Origin of the sequence: Paenibacillus sp. FSL E2-0201 (assembly GCF_037963325.1) — a bacterium.
In the GTDB taxonomy this organism is placed as follows: Bacteria; Bacillota; Bacilli; order Paenibacillales; family Paenibacillaceae; genus Paenibacillus_AQ.
Window position 1 is genome coordinate 1460904 of record NZ_CP150154.1, and the last position, 16231, is coordinate 1477134.

The 16231-nt window shown below is 45.7% G+C and carries 15 protein-coding genes; 4 read left to right on the top strand and 11 right to left on the bottom strand.

Annotated features, from left to right (window positions below; translation table 11 throughout):
* Nucleotides 1–13 precede the first annotated feature (13 nt).
* From NSU15_RS06580 to NSU15_RS06600, 5 genes are all read right to left on the bottom strand, one after another.
* Nucleotides 14–994 (bottom strand): RluA family pseudouridine synthase, encoded by a 981-nt coding sequence (locus tag NSU15_RS06580; protein ID WP_339289670.1) that lies wholly within the window; start codon nucleotides 992–994, stop codon nucleotides 14–16.
* A gap of 82 nt (nucleotides 995–1076) precedes the next feature.
* Nucleotides 1077–1265 carry a CLC_0170 family protein gene (locus NSU15_RS06585; protein ID WP_042125046.1) on the bottom strand — a complete coding sequence of 63 codons (189 nt, stop codon included), beginning with the start codon at nucleotides 1263–1265 and terminating at the stop codon, nucleotides 1077–1079.
* A gap of 13 nt (nucleotides 1266–1278) precedes the next feature.
* Nucleotides 1279–2505: a Ger(x)C family spore germination protein gene (locus tag NSU15_RS06590; protein WP_042125048.1), complete on the bottom strand. Its 1227-nt coding sequence runs from the start codon at nucleotides 2503–2505 to the stop codon at nucleotides 1279–1281.
* Nucleotides 2498–3601, bottom strand: coding sequence for an endospore germination permease (locus NSU15_RS06595; protein WP_042125050.1), 1104 nt, complete (start codon nucleotides 3599–3601; stop codon nucleotides 2498–2500). The genes NSU15_RS06590 and NSU15_RS06595 overlap by 8 nt, the downstream gene beginning before the upstream one ends.
* Nucleotides 3549–5207 (bottom strand): spore germination protein, encoded by a 1659-nt coding sequence (locus tag NSU15_RS06600; protein ID WP_081954018.1) that lies wholly within the window; start codon nucleotides 5205–5207, stop codon nucleotides 3549–3551. The genes NSU15_RS06595 and NSU15_RS06600 overlap by 53 nt, the downstream gene beginning before the upstream one ends.
* Nucleotides 5208–5376: 169 nt before the next feature.
* On the opposite strand from NSU15_RS06600, the gene recQ reads away from it, so the two are divergent.
* A complete protein-coding gene (gene recQ, locus NSU15_RS06605) occupies nucleotides 5377–7212 on the top strand; it encodes a DNA helicase RecQ (RefSeq protein WP_042125051.1) in 1836 nt (611 codons plus the stop codon).
* A gap of 16 nt (nucleotides 7213–7228) precedes the next feature.
* On the top strand, nucleotides 7229–9136 hold the full coding sequence (locus NSU15_RS06610) for a B12-binding domain-containing radical SAM protein (protein WP_339291269.1): 1908 nt from the start codon (nucleotides 7229–7231) through the stop codon (nucleotides 9134–9136).
* Nucleotides 9137–9354: 218 nt separating this feature from the next.
* On the opposite strand, the gene NSU15_RS06615 is transcribed toward NSU15_RS06610, so the two are convergent.
* The 4 genes from NSU15_RS06615 to NSU15_RS06630 are packed head-to-tail and all read right to left on the bottom strand — an operon-like array spanning nucleotide 9355 to nucleotide 12905.
* Nucleotides 9355–10305 carry an alpha/beta hydrolase gene (locus NSU15_RS06615; protein ID WP_339289672.1) on the bottom strand — a complete coding sequence of 317 codons (951 nt, stop codon included), beginning with the start codon at nucleotides 10303–10305 and terminating at the stop codon, nucleotides 9355–9357.
* Nucleotides 10306–10332: 27 nt separating this feature from the next.
* A complete protein-coding gene (locus tag NSU15_RS06620) occupies nucleotides 10333–11301 on the bottom strand; it encodes a type I phosphomannose isomerase catalytic subunit (protein ID WP_042125055.1) in 969 nt (322 codons plus the stop codon).
* A 45-nt stretch (nucleotides 11302–11346) separates the two neighbouring features.
* Nucleotides 11347–11949 carry a class I SAM-dependent methyltransferase gene (locus tag NSU15_RS06625; RefSeq protein WP_339289673.1) on the bottom strand — a complete coding sequence of 201 codons (603 nt, stop codon included), beginning with the start codon at nucleotides 11947–11949 and terminating at the stop codon, nucleotides 11347–11349.
* Complete coding sequence (locus NSU15_RS06630) at nucleotides 11949–12905, bottom strand: TIGR01212 family radical SAM protein (protein ID WP_339289674.1); 957 nt, start codon at nucleotides 12903–12905, stop codon at nucleotides 11949–11951. The genes NSU15_RS06625 and NSU15_RS06630 overlap by 1 nt, the downstream gene beginning before the upstream one ends.
* A 325-nt stretch (nucleotides 12906–13230) precedes the next feature.
* On the opposite strand from NSU15_RS06630, the gene NSU15_RS06635 reads away from it, so the two are divergent.
* A complete protein-coding gene (locus tag NSU15_RS06635; RefSeq protein WP_042125061.1) occupies nucleotides 13231–13416 on the top strand; it encodes a hypothetical protein in 186 nt (61 codons plus the stop codon).
* Between the two features lie 196 nt (nucleotides 13417–13612).
* Complete coding sequence (trmB, locus tag NSU15_RS06640; RefSeq protein ID WP_036679523.1) at nucleotides 13613–14329, top strand: tRNA (guanosine(46)-N7)-methyltransferase TrmB; 717 nt, start codon at nucleotides 13613–13615, stop codon at nucleotides 14327–14329.
* A 53-nt stretch (nucleotides 14330–14382) separates the two neighbouring features.
* On the opposite strand, the gene NSU15_RS06645 is transcribed toward trmB, so the two are convergent.
* Nucleotides 14383–15498, bottom strand: coding sequence for a UDP-N-acetylglucosamine--LPS N-acetylglucosamine transferase (locus tag NSU15_RS06645; protein ID WP_042125065.1), 1116 nt, complete (start codon nucleotides 15496–15498; stop codon nucleotides 14383–14385).
* A gap of 48 nt (nucleotides 15499–15546) precedes the next feature.
* Complete coding sequence (locus NSU15_RS06650; protein ID WP_042125066.1) at nucleotides 15547–16074, bottom strand: phosphatase PAP2 family protein; 528 nt, start codon at nucleotides 16072–16074, stop codon at nucleotides 15547–15549.
* Nucleotides 16075–16231: the final 157 nt, after the last annotated feature.

The window sequence follows — 16231 nt, forward strand, 5'->3', positions numbered from 1 at the left end:
CACTGTGATCTTGTTAGTTCGTAGGTGCAGGTGCGGTATATTTCAGGAATGTCTTCGGAATTGGGCTTTCGAAGGTCATTAACTCTCCTGTAGTAGGATGAATAAAAGAAAGTACACGAGCATGCAAACCTAGTCGGCCTACCGTTTTGGTCTCCGCACCATACTTCTTGTCCCCTGCGATCGGATGTCCGATATCCGCCATATGCACACGAATCTGATTCTTACGTCCAGTTTCAAGCTTTACCTCAAGCAAGGAGAAGTGGCGGTTCGCCTGAAGGAGCTTATAATGTGTGATCGCATGCAGACCGTCGCCTTCATGAGGACTGGAGTACATTTTCAGGGTAGAGGTTTCTTTTAACCAAGAGCTCACCGTACCTTCAGGTCTTTTAACAGCGCCCTCGACTAGTGCTACGTAAGAACGTTCCTTCACGGTATCCTTCCACGTAGTTTGCAGTGCCTGCTGGATCCGTTCGCTTTTGGCAAACATCATTACCCCAGACGTATCGCGGTCCAAGCGGTGTACGACAAAAATTCGGTTCTTAGGATTACTGATGCGGACATGCTCCGTAAGCTGGCGGTAAGCTGTTAATTCATTTTCTTCCGCAGTGGCAATCGACAGCAGTCCAGCATCCTTTTGAATAATGATTAGATCATCATCTTCATGGACGATGGTGAGTCCGATCATTTCTGCTACTTGTACAGGCTTCTCTTGATCAATCGTCACAGTTTGCCTCGGATGCAATTGAAAATTATGCTGTGTGACTACCTTGCCATTCACTGCTACTTGTCCACGCGAGAGGATAGATTTAATAGCATTTCGTCCCCGGCCTGTGATGTGGCTGAGTAAGAAGGCTAGCAGCTCCGAAGGTTCATTTACTGTAAAAGACTTGGGTGCCGCGGGTGCTTTAGCTTTATGATTAAGCTTGCCAGTTGGCTTGCTGTGGGAACGAGTACCTCTTTTGGCTGTTTCTTTAGGATTTCTTCTTGTGTTCATGACTGCATTCTCCGTCCTTTAATATTGTACTCCTCAATATACCATGGGCTGTTAAGAAATACTATGTGAAGGGCAGTGGTACTCATAGAAATATTAGTTGGACTACAACAACAAGAAGAAACAAGATGATTTGTACCCAGCCTAATAGATGAGAAATCTTCTTTTCTCGGGGCATAGCACTTACGGCATAAATCTTAGTATCCACAGTAAGCAGCAGGATGCCAGAGATCAGAAGTGCTGCAGCTATGTAGGTTAGCTGATGATAGATCATATTTAAATACCACCTATTCTTCTTTAAGTCCAACTCTGTTTATATTTGAATTGACTTTTATATCTACAGTGAGATGGGAATACTGTTCTTCCCAATCCTTTTTGTTATGGACGTTAGCTTTCCAATAGGAAGGCATATAAGCGCGTACGTATTCTCCCATACCAAAGATATCCGAATGGGCTTGTTGAGTCTCTTTAATTAGCTGATCTAATATTTGTATAACGCCTTTCTGGAAGTTGACTTCAAGTTCTTTCAGAGCTTGGCTTGAAGAAATATTGGCTTCACTGCTTATGTGTTCATCCAGAGCGGCATCTAGAAAAATATTATAAGTTATATGGGGTTTCCCATTTTTGATTTGAGCCTTAATTCTTGTGAAACGGTCGTTAGTTTTGAGGATCACCGGACCAAACTTATCTGAATTGAATAGCACGGAATAACCTCCGGGATTAATACCCTTCATAGACATATATGCTCCGATTTCAATAGGGGTCGTTGATCCCACCATCACACCACCACTAAAGTAAGCTAGACCTTTAATCAACATATTCTCTTTTTGATGTAAAGAAACGTAAGGTAAATAACCGCTTTCGCCCCATTTGGATTCAGCAGACCAGAATACCCCCATATAGTTAGCAGGGAACTTGCCAGAGGTTACTGCTTTCTCCATGGTGGACAGGATATACAGGGTCGGTACTCGTTGAAGTGGAGGATTTATATTCATGAATTCGGATGCCGCTCCTTCCGACACCAGCAGCCAAGTACGCCGGCGTACCTCGGGATTGCGACGTAAATAGTCATTTAAATCATGCAGATTGCTCCTCGCAATATCTTCACTAATGATAATGACCCGAAGATGGATGAGATAACGTGGATCTGAGATTTGCTGTTGCAAATTATTCATGGCGTCATCCAGAGAGTATCCGTATACTTGTATAACCCATACCGGATTTTGATTTCCTCCTCCGCTACCCTCACCCCCGCTACTTGGTCCTAACGGGACTCTTCCTGGAACCGCAATTTGAGCGGTCACGCGAATCTTATTCAGGTTAATGTTCGCGCTACTAAGATGTGTCGTTTTATCATCTTCGGTTTCGCTATTTGCCGGAACGGAGTCTATGGACAATCCGAGCACAAGGGCACGATCTTCTATTTCGAGCTGGTCCCAGCAACCCGCGAGAAATCCTGATGCTATGGAGAGTACTACTAAGAGAAAGATACGTTTGTAAATTCCATTATTCATGAGCAGGCTCTCCTTTATGACGAATAAGAGCCATTAACCATAACAATAGAGGGTAGAAGGTCAATAAAATCAGACCGATAACCCCAGTAATAGAGGCGATCGTGTGGACTTGATAAATATCTCTGGGTATAAGTGAAAAACTGAAGATTAATGGAAGTGAAAAACTGGATAATAAGCGGTGATCTTTTATCCGCATAACCTGCTGAACTGAATATGTCGCTACGTAGTAATTCGTGAAAATTGTAGTGAATATTGACACTACCCAGACTATTATAAATAGAGCATCAAATCGTTCTAATAACCCCCCGCCAATAGAAATGGAACGGGCAGTCTCTAGAGTGGGATAGGTGAGCAGTTTGGTTTCTTGAGCTCCGAACATCCCAACAGTGATGATAATGATCATTACATAAACAAAGCCAATAATAAGAAGTGCAGCAGCACCTGCTTTAAGTACCTGATGGGGATTTTTCATTATGGGAACCATTAGCGTTAGAACAAAAGTTCCCTGATACAAGGCAGCAGAAGTAAGCATTCCCTTTGAAAAGCTTGAAAAGGTTAGGTGATTACCTGTGATGGGCAATAAGTTTAAGGCATCTACGCTTTTTAACGAAACTAAAACAATGCCGATAACGGATACTAAGATGAAAGGTAAATAAAAAACATGAACATATGTAAATTTAATAGTATTTCTGCGTATGGATAAGGCAGCCAGGATGAGCATCAATAGAATTACCGCTTCGATAGGTGTTTTTTTAAACACAACTGTGATGCATACCTCCCCGAATTGACGCATGGTAATCCCGGCAGAGAATGCAAAAAACAATGAAATAAGAACTGAGAACATATCTGCGAGTCCTGTGCCGAGTAGCCGGCGGCTGAATATGAACAAAGTTTCGTTCGGGAATTTGCGGCAGACAGCGGCCGTGAACCAACAGCCGAGAAAAGCTAATGGAATTCCAGAAGCTGACACCAAAGGTGCGCCGCTTCCACCAGTTTCAGACATATTACGAGGAATGCTTAATATGCCTATCCCAATAATCGTACTAACGATTACTATCACTACTTGGATTGTTGTTATCGGGCGGTTGTTGTTCATCAGGTTCACCTGTCTCCTTAAAAATCTGATCTAAATACGTTGTTGGCAAATCATGAGCGAGTCGAGTAGGGTCTGGACTGTTCAAAAAGCTCGGGCGTCGTCTCATCCACCATAAGGGGACACGAATCAGACTGTCCTTCAGATCTCTCCATTTAGTAGGCACATATGGTGTCATGTAAGGAACCCCAAAGGATTCCAGAAATAATAAGTGATTCACAATTACTATGGTGCCTAACATGACGCCGTACAGACCAAAGCAGCCCGCCAGAATAATTAATGGGAATCTTAGCATTCTGGATGAGATCGCCGCATTGTACGAAGGGGTGGCAAAAGACCCTATAGTTGTTATGGCGACAATAACCACGGTTGTCGGACTCGCCAGACCTGCTGATACGGCTGCCTGTCCGATAACAAGGACACCTACGATAGAGAGGGCACCTCCAATCATTTGTGGTAAACGAATGGTCGCCTCACGAAGTACTTCCATGAAGACCTCCATGATCAGTACTTCTAAAACTGCTGGAAAAGGAACCCCGGCTCTCCCCCCTGAGATCGCAACAGCAAACTCCGTTGGCAAGAGCTCTGGGTTAAAGGAAATTACAGATACATACAGAGCAGGGAAGAAAAGTGAGAATATCAAGGCAATCAGCCGGATTATTCGAATAAGGCTACCGACAATAAAACGTTCCGTATAATCATCCATCGTCTGGAAGAATTGACTGAATAGGGCTGGAGCGATTAGAGAGAAGGGAGAGCCGTCTACCAGAATGACGACTCTTCCCTCTAATAATGCTGCTGCAGATCTATCTGGTCGTTCCGTTGGTTGAACTTGTGGAAAGGGGGATAACGGATTATCCTCTATGAATTGCTCGATGTACCCTGAATCTAGGATGCTGTCTGTGTTGATCATAGATAATCTCTTCATCACTTTTTTAACTAATGCGGGATCTACTATCCCTTCTATGTAGCACACAGCAACCTGGGAACGGGTACGTGCACCAAGCGGGGCGGTCGTAACTCGAAAATCTGGAGTTTGCAGCCGATAACGAAGCAGGGATAGATTGGCTTCCAAATTCTCAATAAATCCTTCTCGCGAACCGCGTATAATCTGCTCCGTCTGCGGCTGTTCAATACTGCGATGTTCAATTTTACGCAGATTAAAATAAAGTGCCTGGTCCATGCCTTCTACAAGCAGAACTACGCTACCTTCTAATAGAAAGGCAGGCAAGGCGTTTAAGTCCGGTGTTCGGTTCCCTTGAGTCACTTGAACGGTTGTATTCCAGATGAAATCGGGCAGATCCTTGCGTTGCTCTGGAATTGCCGAGAGTTCGGAGGGAGCACTCATTAACGGCTTCAGGACATGCTCATGAACTTGCTCCTGATCCACTAAAGACGAAAATAACAGGATCGCTGCGTGATACATGCCATACATTCGAAAGTTACGCACAATGAGATCAGCATCTTCACCAAAGACATTACGTATGGCATTAATGTTTTTATCTAGGTCAGAAGCCAGAGGATTCTGCGAACGCTCATTAGGGGAAGTGGGTTCTTCGTGTGCTTTTTTATGTGTAAAAGAACTAAGATTTTGTTTCCAATTTTGCACGGTTGTTCCTCTTTCCTATAGAATGGCGATTCTTTAAGCTTGGCTCAAAAGAAGAGCTTTTATGTAAATTTTCCAAAACATGAAGTGGCAGGATGATTTCACGAGTGTTGCTCAATACACCATTGACCGCTAAACTAAAGATAGAAACGCTTAAGGGGTTATGAGAGATATGAAGATGCAAGCACCTACTATTGAACAGGCGCAGGCTGAGCTGCAGAAATATTACGGTTATCCAGATTTTCGGGATGGTCAGAAGAAGATTGTTCAGAACTTGCTGGAAGGTCGCGACACGCTGGGGATCCTCCCTACTGGAGGCGGAAAATCGATCTGTTATCAAGTTCCTGCATTGCTGCTGCCCGGACTGACATTGGTGATATCGCCATTGATCTCGCTGATGAAAGATCAGGTGGATGCTTTGACCACGGCAGGTATTCCGGCAGCCTTTATTAATAGCACGTTAAGCGGAAAAGAAGTAAATGAGCGGATTCGTGCTGCCCGTCGCGGCGATTTGAAGCTGCTTTATGTCGCGCCCGAAAGGTTAGAGCTGGACTGGTTCCGACTGGAGATGGCTGAGCTGGCGATTTCCTGTGTGGCTGTAGATGAGGCACACTGTGTATCACAGTGGGGACATGATTTCCGCACAAGTTATTTGTCGGTATCGCCATTTGTGGACGAGTTGCCAGAACGACCTATCTTGGCTGCATTTACAGCGACGGCGACGCCAGAGGTTATGGAGGACATGGTTCGGCTGCTTCGTCTGCGCGAGCCAGGTATTTTCATGACTGGACTCGGAAGAGATAATCTAGCCATGTCTGTGCTACGTGGAGAGAATAAGCGGGAATTCGTCATGGACTACACAGCGACGCATTCCCACCAACCGGGCATTGTATATGCGGCTACACGCAAAGAAGTAGATGATCTATATCAAAGGCTGCAGGCTTCAGGAATAGCAGCAGGCCGCTATCACGCAGGGATGAATGATCAGGAGCGGGCAGATAGTCAGGAAGGCTTCCTCTATGATGATATCCGGGTTATGGTGGCCACGAATGCCTTTGGGATGGGGATTGATAAATCCAATGTCCGTTACGTAATTCATTACAATATGCCGAAAAATATGGAAGCTTATGTTCAAGAGGCTGGTCGTGCTGGCCGTGACGGTGAACCTAGTGAGTGTATCCTGCTCTTTAGTGCGCAGGATATTATGACACAAAAGTTCCTAATTGAGCAGAATCCGCAGGATACGGACCGCAAAGCTAACGAATATCGCAAACTTCAGCAAATGATTGATTATTGCTATACTACCCGTTGTTTGCGGAGTGCTCAGCTGGATTATTTTGGTGAGGCACATGGAGACAAGCCATGCGGGATTTGCAGCTCATGTACAGATGAACGAGAGCTTGTAGATATGACTGTAGATGCACAGAAGATATTCTCTTGCATCCACCGTATGCGAGAGCGTTATGGAGTAGCGTTGGTGGCTTCTGTGCTTAAAGGTTCTCGCAATCAGAAGGTGATGCAGTATGGTTTTGATAAGCTGCCGACCCATGGTGCGATGTCGAGCCGGACGGAGAAGGAGATCTCGGAGAGTATCAATGTACTTATCTCTGAAGGATATCTGGCATTGTCTGAAGGACAATATCCGGTAGTACGGCTCCAGCCTTTGGCTGCTGAGGTACTGCGAGGACAGCGTGAAGTGATGCAGCGAGTAGCGCGGCCATCACGAGCAGGTGCGGCATCCGGTACGCGAGTTCGTAGTCGCGGACATGATTTGTCACCTTCGGCGGTCAATGAGACCGTCTTCGAGCAACTTCGTCTGATTCGGCGGGAACTGGCAGGCCGAGAGCATGTGCCATCTTATATTATTTTCAATGATGCAACGCTGCGTGAGATGAGTGTGGTTTGCCCGCAGACCGAAGCGGAAATGCTGAGGGTAAAGGGTGTCGGGGAAGTGAAATACCGGAAGTATGGTAAGGCATTCCTAGAGTTTTTTCAAAATGAAATGTAGAAAAGGTCGTGTAGCATTGAAAATCGTTCTGACCACGCTAAACGCAAAATATATCCATACCTCACTGGCGATCCGTTTGCTTAAAGCTTACAGTGAGCATGAATTTAAAGATATTCATTTGGTGGAGTACACCATTAAAGATCCCGTAATGAATATCGTGTCCGACTTGTTTCAGAAACAGCCAGATGTGATTGGCTTCTCCTGTTATATCTGGAATATCGAAGAGACGCTTAAGCTGATCGGAATTCTTAAGCAAGTGATGCCTGAGGTTACGATTGTTCTGGGAGGGCCGGAAGTCTCTTATGAGCCGCTGCATTGGATGAAGAGAGAAGCTGGCATTGATTTCATCGTCAATGGAGATGGAGAAGAGACGTTCCATCATCTGCTGCAGGAGCTGAGAGACGACCGGAAATTTCATTTTGTGTACGGAGCTGCTTATCGTAAGGGAGAGGAGATCATTGTAAATCCACCTCGTCCCAAAAGCGATCTAAATACGCTGCCTACACCGCATCGTTTTCCAGAGGATATTCCAGATCTGAGCAAACGTATTGTTTATTTTGAGACGAGCCGTGGGTGCCCGTTTAACTGTCAATTTTGTTTATCCAGTATTGAGGTAGGCGTACGTTACTATGATATTGAACGAGTGAAGTCTGATCTCCTCTACTTAATTGAGAATGGTGCCAAAATCATTAAGTTCTTGGACCGCACCTTCAATATCAATCGTAACTATGCGATGGAAATGTTTCAATTCTTGATCGACAATCATCAAGGCTGTGTATTCCAGTTTGAAATTACAGCAGATATCATGCGGCCAGAAGTTCTGGATTTCCTGTCCAAGAATGCGCCTCCGGGCATCTTCAGATTTGAGATTGGTGTACAGTCTACGAATGATGAGACGAACGAGCTCGTTAAACGTCGCCAGAATTTTAAGAAGCTGTCCCGTACCGTGATGAAGATTAAGGAAAGTCGCAATATCGATCAGCATCTGGATTTGATCGCGGGGCTTCCAATGGAGGATTACACCACCTTCCGCAAAACCTTTAATGATGTATTCGTTATGGAGCCAGAAGAGCTGCAGCTTGGATTCCTCAAAATGCTTCGGGGGACAGGCCTGCGCGCCCAAGCGGCAAAATATGAGTATACGTATATGGAACATGCCCCTTACGAAATTCTTAGCAGTCATATGATGTCCTTCTCGGATATCATCCGGTTGAAGCGGCTTGAGGATGTGCTGGAGAAATACTGGAACAGCCATCGGATGGACCATACGGCCAAATACTTGATCCGTCACGTGTTTGAATCCCCATTCGATTTCTTCCAGGAGTTCGGTGACTATTGGGAGGAGAGAGGCTGGCAAAAGATTGGGCATCAACTGGAAGATCTCTTTATCCGTTTGCAGTCCTTCTTGATAGATCGTGGGACTCTGTCTATGGATATTATTACTGGGCTAATGAAGCTTGATTATTTCCTAGGACACAAGTATAAGCCTCGCAAAATCTGGTGGGATTTCGTGCTGGATAAGTCGGATTGGTCGAGTTACTTGAGGGATATCGCTGCTAATCCGGGTCAAATCTCTGCGCAGTTGGCAGAAGCCGGACTCAGTGAAAGAGAGCTGCAAAAATATACGGTGCTTGAAGTGCTACCGTTCTCGCTTGAAGCGGTGCTGGAATCCATCAGCGGTCTACGGGCAGATGGGGGTTCAGAGGAAGAGGAAGCGGACAATGTTGTCGACGGGGTTGTACCTTCTTCAGAGTCGCTAATACAAGGAGGCACAGAGAGTGGTTTAGAAGAGTCTGTCCAAACCACAAGCTCGGCTGTAGCCGTAGCTGAACCTTCTTCCGTTCGAGAAGGTCGCACGCTCCTGATCGTGATGTACCAGCAGAACGAGAGCCAACGTGCTCAGTACTATACGCTGCCATTGTAATAAGGCGGTTTAATTTGATGGATAGACCGTTCCTTTGGGGCGGTCTATTTTTGCGTCATTCGCAATCGTCATCTGAGTCCGAAAGCAGTGGGGGAAAGTAAGGTAGTAAGGGGTAAAGTAAGCTGCACACAACCCAAAACGAAAAGCAGCGATCCCCCAATAACGGGAGGACCGCTGCTCTACATAAAATCCACTAGCCTCAAAACTTCGGCTTTTTCTTAACTTGTAGCCGTAACCTCAGAAGGGAGATGCTGGTCTAGCCAGTTAATTACATCAGCTGTAACTTGATCCCGGTTTACCTCATTTAGCATCTCGTGTCTGCCACCTGGATATAGTCGATACTCAACGTCTGCCACTCCTCGTTTCTTATACAACTCAGCTAGACGGGGAATACCTTGGCCGGTCATCCCTACAGGATCTTTATCTCCACCAAATATATAAATGGGCTTGCTTGTACATAATGTGCTAAGTGATTCTTCGGAATGAATCCCCCTTAGGAGGTGGAAGAAGTCACGGAAAAAACGTGTCGTACAAATGGCTCCGCAGAATGGATCGGAAATGTACTTATCAACTTCTGCAGCATCGCTGCTCAGCCAGTCATAAGCTGTTCTTACGGGAGAAAAGGCACGGTTGTAACTGCCGAATACTAAGCTATTCATCAATACACTGCGGTGATGTTCTCCCTTTAGCTTAAGCTGTGCACTAGCCAGAGATTCGCCAAGGCGCAGCATACCGCGGGGACCATTTGTACCGCTTAGGATAAACCCTGTATAGATTTCGTTACCTTCTTCACACATCAGCTTTTGGGCCAGAAAGGAGCCCATGCTATGAGAGAAAAGAAAGATGGGCTTTCCTTCATGTTTGGAGAGTGCTTTGGCGGCTACCTGAAGCAGGTTGCGCCGCATCCAATAGAATCCGTCCTCTCCGACATCGCCGAGGAGATTGACTTGACCAGCGGTTTTACCATGTCCCCGGTGGTCATTTACATATACTGCATAACCTATTCCGGTTAATGCTTCCGCAAACCGAGCGTAACGGACAGCCGTTTCGCACATTCCGTGAGAAATTTGCACGATACCCTTAACTGGAACATCGGATTCAGGTAACCATTCATAGACATGGATATTTACACCTATGGGATCCGTTAGGGTAAAACTGTTTTCCTTCATGGTCCATTCCTCCTAAAGGTTCTCGACTTATGGTAAATAAGAACGAAGCACAGTAGAATGACCTTCGATAGCGTAACGGCCGAGGTTGGAAGGAATCAGATAGCATTCTCCTGCAGCATAAGGCTGAGAGCCGCCATCCCAAGTAAGATGTCCACTGCCTTCACAGATCACTAGAATAGTGAAGCTGTCTTCTGTAGTGGTGAGGTCCCATGAACCATTTACGATTCCCTTTTCTACGATAAAATATGGTGAAGCGGCAAGCTGCAACCACTCTCCAGGGACTGCGTTATCTGTCTTCATTGAAGTAGCCCCGGCGCCTTCATAGGCTGTCACATTAAGTGAATCTTCAATATGAAGCTCGCGTGGCTTTCCGTCCAGGCCTGGACGGTCATAGTCATAAATGCGGTATGTAGTGTCGGAATTTTGCTGAATCTCTGCTACAACGACACCAGCGCATAGCGCATGAACGGTTCCGGCTGGAATATAGAAGGAGTCTCCTGCGGAGACAGATACTTCTTGAAGGCTATCCATAACGGTTCCTTTCTCCAGTGCTTCGCGCAATGTTTCACGGTCAACACCATCTTTAAGACCATAAATGATCTTGGCACCTGGCTTAGCGTCTAACACGTACCACATCTCTGTTTTGCCCAGTTCACCTTGAGGTAATCCCTCATAATCATCTGTAGGGTGGACTTGAACGGAAAGATTGTCGTTGCAATCCAGCAATTTGATTAGTAGAGGGAATCTACCGCCCGCCTCTGAAATCCCTTTGCTTCCGAACCATTCATGGCCGAACTGCTCACGAATTTGATCCAAGCCTTGGCCGGCTAACGCTCCATTTACCACCGAAGACGTACCATTCGCGTGATCGGCGATCATCCAGCCTTCACCAATATGTCCCTCAGGTAGATCTAGCCCGAATTTCTCCAGTGCACGGCCTCCCCAGACACGTTCTTTAAACTCCGGTTGAAATTTCAAAGGATATGGTTGTGTCATTATTACATCTTCCTTCCAAATATAAGATGGTTAATTACTTACAGATTAAGAGGGGATTCCTTTTTTCTTCTCGAGCGCAATTACATAAGGTGAATCCTTGCGCTGCAGCTGGCGGTAAACAATGCTCTGCGCTACAAGTGGGGAGACAGCCGTTGCCCATGATTCAACAGCGGCGGCTTCGAGCTCTCCACCTGCATGGCCGGGATAAAGAACTGCCGTAATGATTCCCCCTGGACGCAGTAACTGGAGTGAAGCCTCCAAGGCTGCAATAGAGCTGTCAGGCTGAGTAATGATATTCTTGTCGGCATCGCCCGCAGGCAAGTAGCCAAGATTAAACATCACAGCCCCAACGGTGCCATGCCAGATTGCTGGAACGGCTTCGGCCATTTCGGCGTGGCTGCGTTCCAGCAAGGTGACGTCAGCAAGCGAAGGCTCATCCTCTCTTGCAAGCCGCAGGCGGTCTTCAGCCAACCTTAATGCTGCAGCTTGGATGTCGAAACCATAGACTTCCCCGCGAATGCCGGTTGTTTTGGCCAGAAAAAGCGTATCTGCACCTGTCCCCACAGTAGCATCGATCGCTCGGTCACCTAAGGTCAGGCGCTCAGAGATTAATTTATGGGCAAAGCTTAGAACGGACATAAAGCCCATCAGCTCTTCCTCCAATACTTACCCTGCCAAGTATCGCGGGCAACAAGTTCAGCGTCAATGGCATTTAGCACTTCCCATTTCTTGAGACTCCACATCGGTCCGACTAAGAGATCTCGAGGCGCGTCGCCAGTTAGACGGTGGACAATCATCTCAGGAGGCAGAATTTCGAGTGAATCGGCAATTAGCTTCACATACTCGTCCTGTTCCATGAATCGAAGCAATCCGGCTTCGTATTGCTTCACCATTGGTGTTTTACGCATGAGATGCAGAAGGTGAATCTTAATTCCTTGCACATCCATGCGAGCCACAGCAGATACCGTTTCAAGCATCATTTCATGCGTCTCTTGTGGAAGACCGTGAATGATATGGGTGCAGACACGAATGCCGTGACGTCGCAGCTTCTCAACAGCATCTACATAACACTGGCTATCGTGAGCCCGATTAATTAGCTCAGAAGTAGAGTCGTGTATAGTCTGAAGTCCCATCTCTACCCACAGATACGTGCGTTCGTTTAGCTCCGCTAAATATTCGACAACATCATCTGGCAAACAGTCAGGCCGTGTAGCAATAGATAGTCCTACGACACCTGGCTGCTGCAAAATCACTTCGAAATATTCTCTAAGCTCTTCGACCGGAGCGTACGTATTGGTATAGGCCTGAAAGTATCCGATGTATTTAGCGTTTGGCCATTTTAGATGCTGTTTGTCACGGATATTATTAAATTGGGTGACGAGATCATCTCGGCGACTTCCCGCAAAATCACCAGAACCTCTGGCACTGCAAAAAGTACAACCACCTTTAGCGATGGAGCCATCACGGTTGGGACAGGTAAAGCCTGCATCGAGCATAACTTTGAACACCTTGGTATTCATTTGCTCACGCATTTCATAATTCCAAGTATGGAAACGTTTATCCCCCCACTGGAGCGGAGGAGTAGTGTATTGAAGATTAGACACAAAGAGCTCCTTTCTGAAAATATAATCATGGATAAGAATCCTGATCTTTATATTTTTCTGAGACGGATGGCATCTTTATAAAAGAGAACACACAGCCGTTTCTTTATAATCCAATACATTGTATCAAAAAACAGAGCTCGGCGTAACATTCACTCCCGGGACTGGCATGAAAAATAGGCTGCAAGTAAGGCGCTTTCAACTTGAAAATGCTTACATAGTATGTTATATTCAGAGTGTGAAAAGCTGCTGTGGCATAAAGAAATTCAACCAGGAGTTCATAATTTCGTGTCGTCCGATCCATAATAATAACCGTGAGGTGATAGCAATGAATTCTCAAACGGTATATGCTGAGGGTAAAGATTCGATTGAAGTCCACTTAACGCCAGATGAAGCCCTTGCACTAACAGGCGTGGAATTTAACGGAAACCCTAAGATCAAGACAGATGCACAGCGTAAAATTCGTAGTGCATTCGAAAAAAAGACATTTGCCACAAGCTCAAACACAAAGTAGATCCTAATCTACCGGACAAGAGTGAGCCTTAAATCCAAATATACACAACGAAGGAATTCCTCTGGATAGCTCATTTAAGAGCTGAACCAGAGAATTCCTTTTTCTTTTTTACCCCAATCCCTTTACTTTTCGGGACAATTTCGGCACAATATTGCAAGTGACAGTTATCGTATAAGAGATAATCGGAGGAATACCTATGCGTTTACGCGGAAGAAAAGGAATACGTGAAAGTTTGGAAGAACAGACCGATCTAGTCATTCTTGACCCTCGTAGTTATAAAGGTGAGTGGTCCAAGCTGTTCGGAAATGATCATCCGATCCATGTGGAGTTCGGAATGGGCAAGGGGCAGTTTATCAGCCAAATGAGCTTCAAATATCCCGATATTAATTTTATCGGCGTTGATATGTATGATGAACTGATCCGTCGTGCTGGAGATAAGGCTAGAGCAGTTTGGGAGCCAGCAGGTCATGAGACGCCACCTAATCTGAAATTGGCGCTTGCCAATATTGATTACGCAGAGGAAGTATTTGCTCCTGGAGAGCTGGAACGAATTTATCTTAACTTCAGTGATCCGTGGCCTAAGAGTAAGCATGCTCGACGTCGTTTGACACATCCGCGTTTTCTTGACAAATATCGCGGCCTGCTAAGCGACCTAGGTGAAATTCATCTGAAAACAGATTCCCGAAGCCTATTTGAATTTTCATTGAATGCATTTGCAGACTTTGGTTTACAGATGAAAAATATTTCTTTGGACCTACATGCAGACGGCATCATAAATGAGGATCATATTATGACGGAATACGAGACGAAATTTGTGGGACGTGGCGTGAATATCCATCGTTGTGAGGCAATTGTAGGCGCAGAAGCACTCAAACAGTATCAGGCTACTCGATTAGATAAATATCGGCTGTAGTTAACAATAAAGCGGCAAGTCTCCAGAGATATGGAGGCTTGCCGCTTTATTTGCTATTCCAGTAATTCGATAATGCTTTGAGCGCTTTGTAAGGGGTGGTATCGAGCGATTTCCTCTAGATGGAGCTTCCGCTTATTCTGCACGTCTTCATAGTTGTTTAAGAGGCGTTCCATCCACATTACGACTACGTCTAAAGATTCTATCGGCTCTCCGAAGCCTGATGCAGTAAAATAGCGGCAATTCTCCTCCTCCTGCCCGGGCAGAGGGTGATAGAAAAGCATCGGAATTCCTTTAGCGAGTCCTTCACTGCAGGTCATTCCACCCGGCTTTGTGACTAGCAGATCGGATACCTCCATAAGTTTATCGATCTCACGCGTAAAGCCGATTAGAGAAATATTGGGATGATTATAACGAGGATCTTCTTTCATTTCACGCAGCAGCTTATCGTTATTTCCGAGACAAAAGACAATCTGAATCTTGTCCCGCCAGTCTGCAAGACAGGCATTTACTACCTGATCGTTCATGATCCCCCAGCCGCCGCCCATGACTAGTACTGTGGGGATATCCTTTAGATTGAATTGCTCTCGGATCTCCTGCTTTCCAGGATGCTCCCAAAAGTTAGGATGTACGGGTATCCCTGTGACCCGAATTTTCGCAGCAGGAATGTTCCGCATACGCAATTTGGACCTAACCTCAGGTGTTGAAACCAGATAACGGTCTACCTCTGGACTGATCCAGCTGGCATGTGCGTCATAATCCGTTATAACAGTTACGAGCGGTACCTGTAAGGTTGGATCCACTCTCTTTAGCCGAGATACTACAGCACCCGGAATAAAGTGTGTACAGACAATAACGTCAGGCTTCAGCTGCATAACAACATTTTTGGTATGCGTATAAAATATACGATGCAGGGCAAGTGTGGTAAGACGATTAAATGATTTCTGATGGCGGTAGACGTAGCCCATCAGCTTTGGTTGAGTCGTTACCGTCTTGCGATAAGCGGACAGAATAATAGGTGCCATTTTGGGATTTAGAAAGTTCCCTAGTTCCAGCACCTTTGTTTGTAAATTAGGTGACAGTTGGCGCAGACTGCTCGACAGTGCATAAGCAGCTTGAGTATGTCCCGCGCCAAAGCCTTCTGAGAGTATTAAGATTCTTTTTTTTTGCAATTTTGATTCACCTATTCTCAAAGGTTTTCCCGGTTTAACCTATATACTTCAGATCCATAAGGCTATGGTACCTGCTGCGACACTGGTTCCGATCACTAAGCCTGCAAATACATCTGATGGATAATGTAATCCCAGATAAATGCGTGAAAACCCGACAATACAGGCCAGGGGCAGCAGAATAACGGTTAAGGCAGGAAATGCTACCATATATGGGACCGTTGAAGCAAAGATAGCTGTAGTATGACCAGACGGAAAAGAATGATCCTTTAATGGATTACGAAATGTGTTCGTATCCGGTAACGCCAGATAAGGCCGCATGCGTGGATACAGTTTTTTGGCGACAGCAACGGGCAAATGGCTAACTGCTAGAGCTGTCATTGCTTGCAGGCTGGCAGTTCTCCATGCCTGAGGAGCAAATGCCCAGATCAGTATGTTGATAACAATTGTGCTTGTAGCTCCACCCAAATGAGTGAGATAGAAGAGCCAAAAGTTCAGAAAGCGATTATGCATTCGTCCGTTGATCCACTTAAAAAGGCGCTGCTCCCAGAGATGTAGCTTCATGAATAAATGTCTCATATCTTGTCCCTCCGCCAGTTGGCTACCGATAACAGGTGCTTATGAGCAGTCCGTTCTTTAGCATAGATCTGTCTTAATCATACTTTTTAAAGGTAGTCCATTTCAAGGAAAAGCTCAGTTTTGCTAGAAATTTGCTAGTTTTGACTTAGAGCCGCTA

Excerpts from the sequence above, each read along its gene's own strand:
- NSU15_RS06580 (WP_339289670.1), bottom strand. The coding sequence starts at position 994 with ATGAACACAAGAAGAAATCCTAAAGAAACAGCCAAAAGAGGTACTCGT.
- NSU15_RS06585 (WP_042125046.1), bottom strand. The coding sequence starts at position 1,265 with ATGATCTATCATCAGCTAACCTACATAGCTGCAGCACTTCTGATCTCT.
- NSU15_RS06590 (WP_042125048.1), bottom strand. The coding sequence starts at position 2,505 with ATGAATAATGGAATTTACAAACGTATCTTTCTCTTAGTAGTACTCTCC.
- NSU15_RS06595 (WP_042125050.1), bottom strand. The coding sequence starts at position 3,601 with ATGAACAACAACCGCCCGATAACAACAATCCAAGTAGTGATAGTAATC.
- recQ (WP_042125051.1), top strand. The coding sequence starts at position 5,377 with ATGAAGATGCAAGCACCTACTATTGAACAGGCGCAGGCTGAGCTGCAG.
- NSU15_RS06615 (WP_339289672.1), bottom strand. The coding sequence starts at position 10,305 with ATGAAGGAAAACAGTTTTACCCTAACGGATCCCATAGGTGTAAATATC.
- NSU15_RS06620 (WP_042125055.1), bottom strand. The coding sequence starts at position 11,301 with ATGACACAACCATATCCTTTGAAATTTCAACCGGAGTTTAAAGAACGT.
- NSU15_RS06625 (WP_339289673.1), bottom strand. The coding sequence starts at position 11,949 with ATGGGCTTTATGTCCGTTCTAAGCTTTGCCCATAAATTAATCTCTGAG.
- NSU15_RS06635 (WP_042125061.1), top strand. The coding sequence starts at position 13,231 with ATGAATTCTCAAACGGTATATGCTGAGGGTAAAGATTCGATTGAAGTC.
- trmB (WP_036679523.1), top strand. The coding sequence starts at position 13,613 with ATGCGTTTACGCGGAAGAAAAGGAATACGTGAAAGTTTGGAAGAACAG.
- NSU15_RS06650 (WP_042125066.1), bottom strand. The coding sequence starts at position 16,074 with ATGAGACATTTATTCATGAAGCTACATCTCTGGGAGCAGCGCCTTTTT.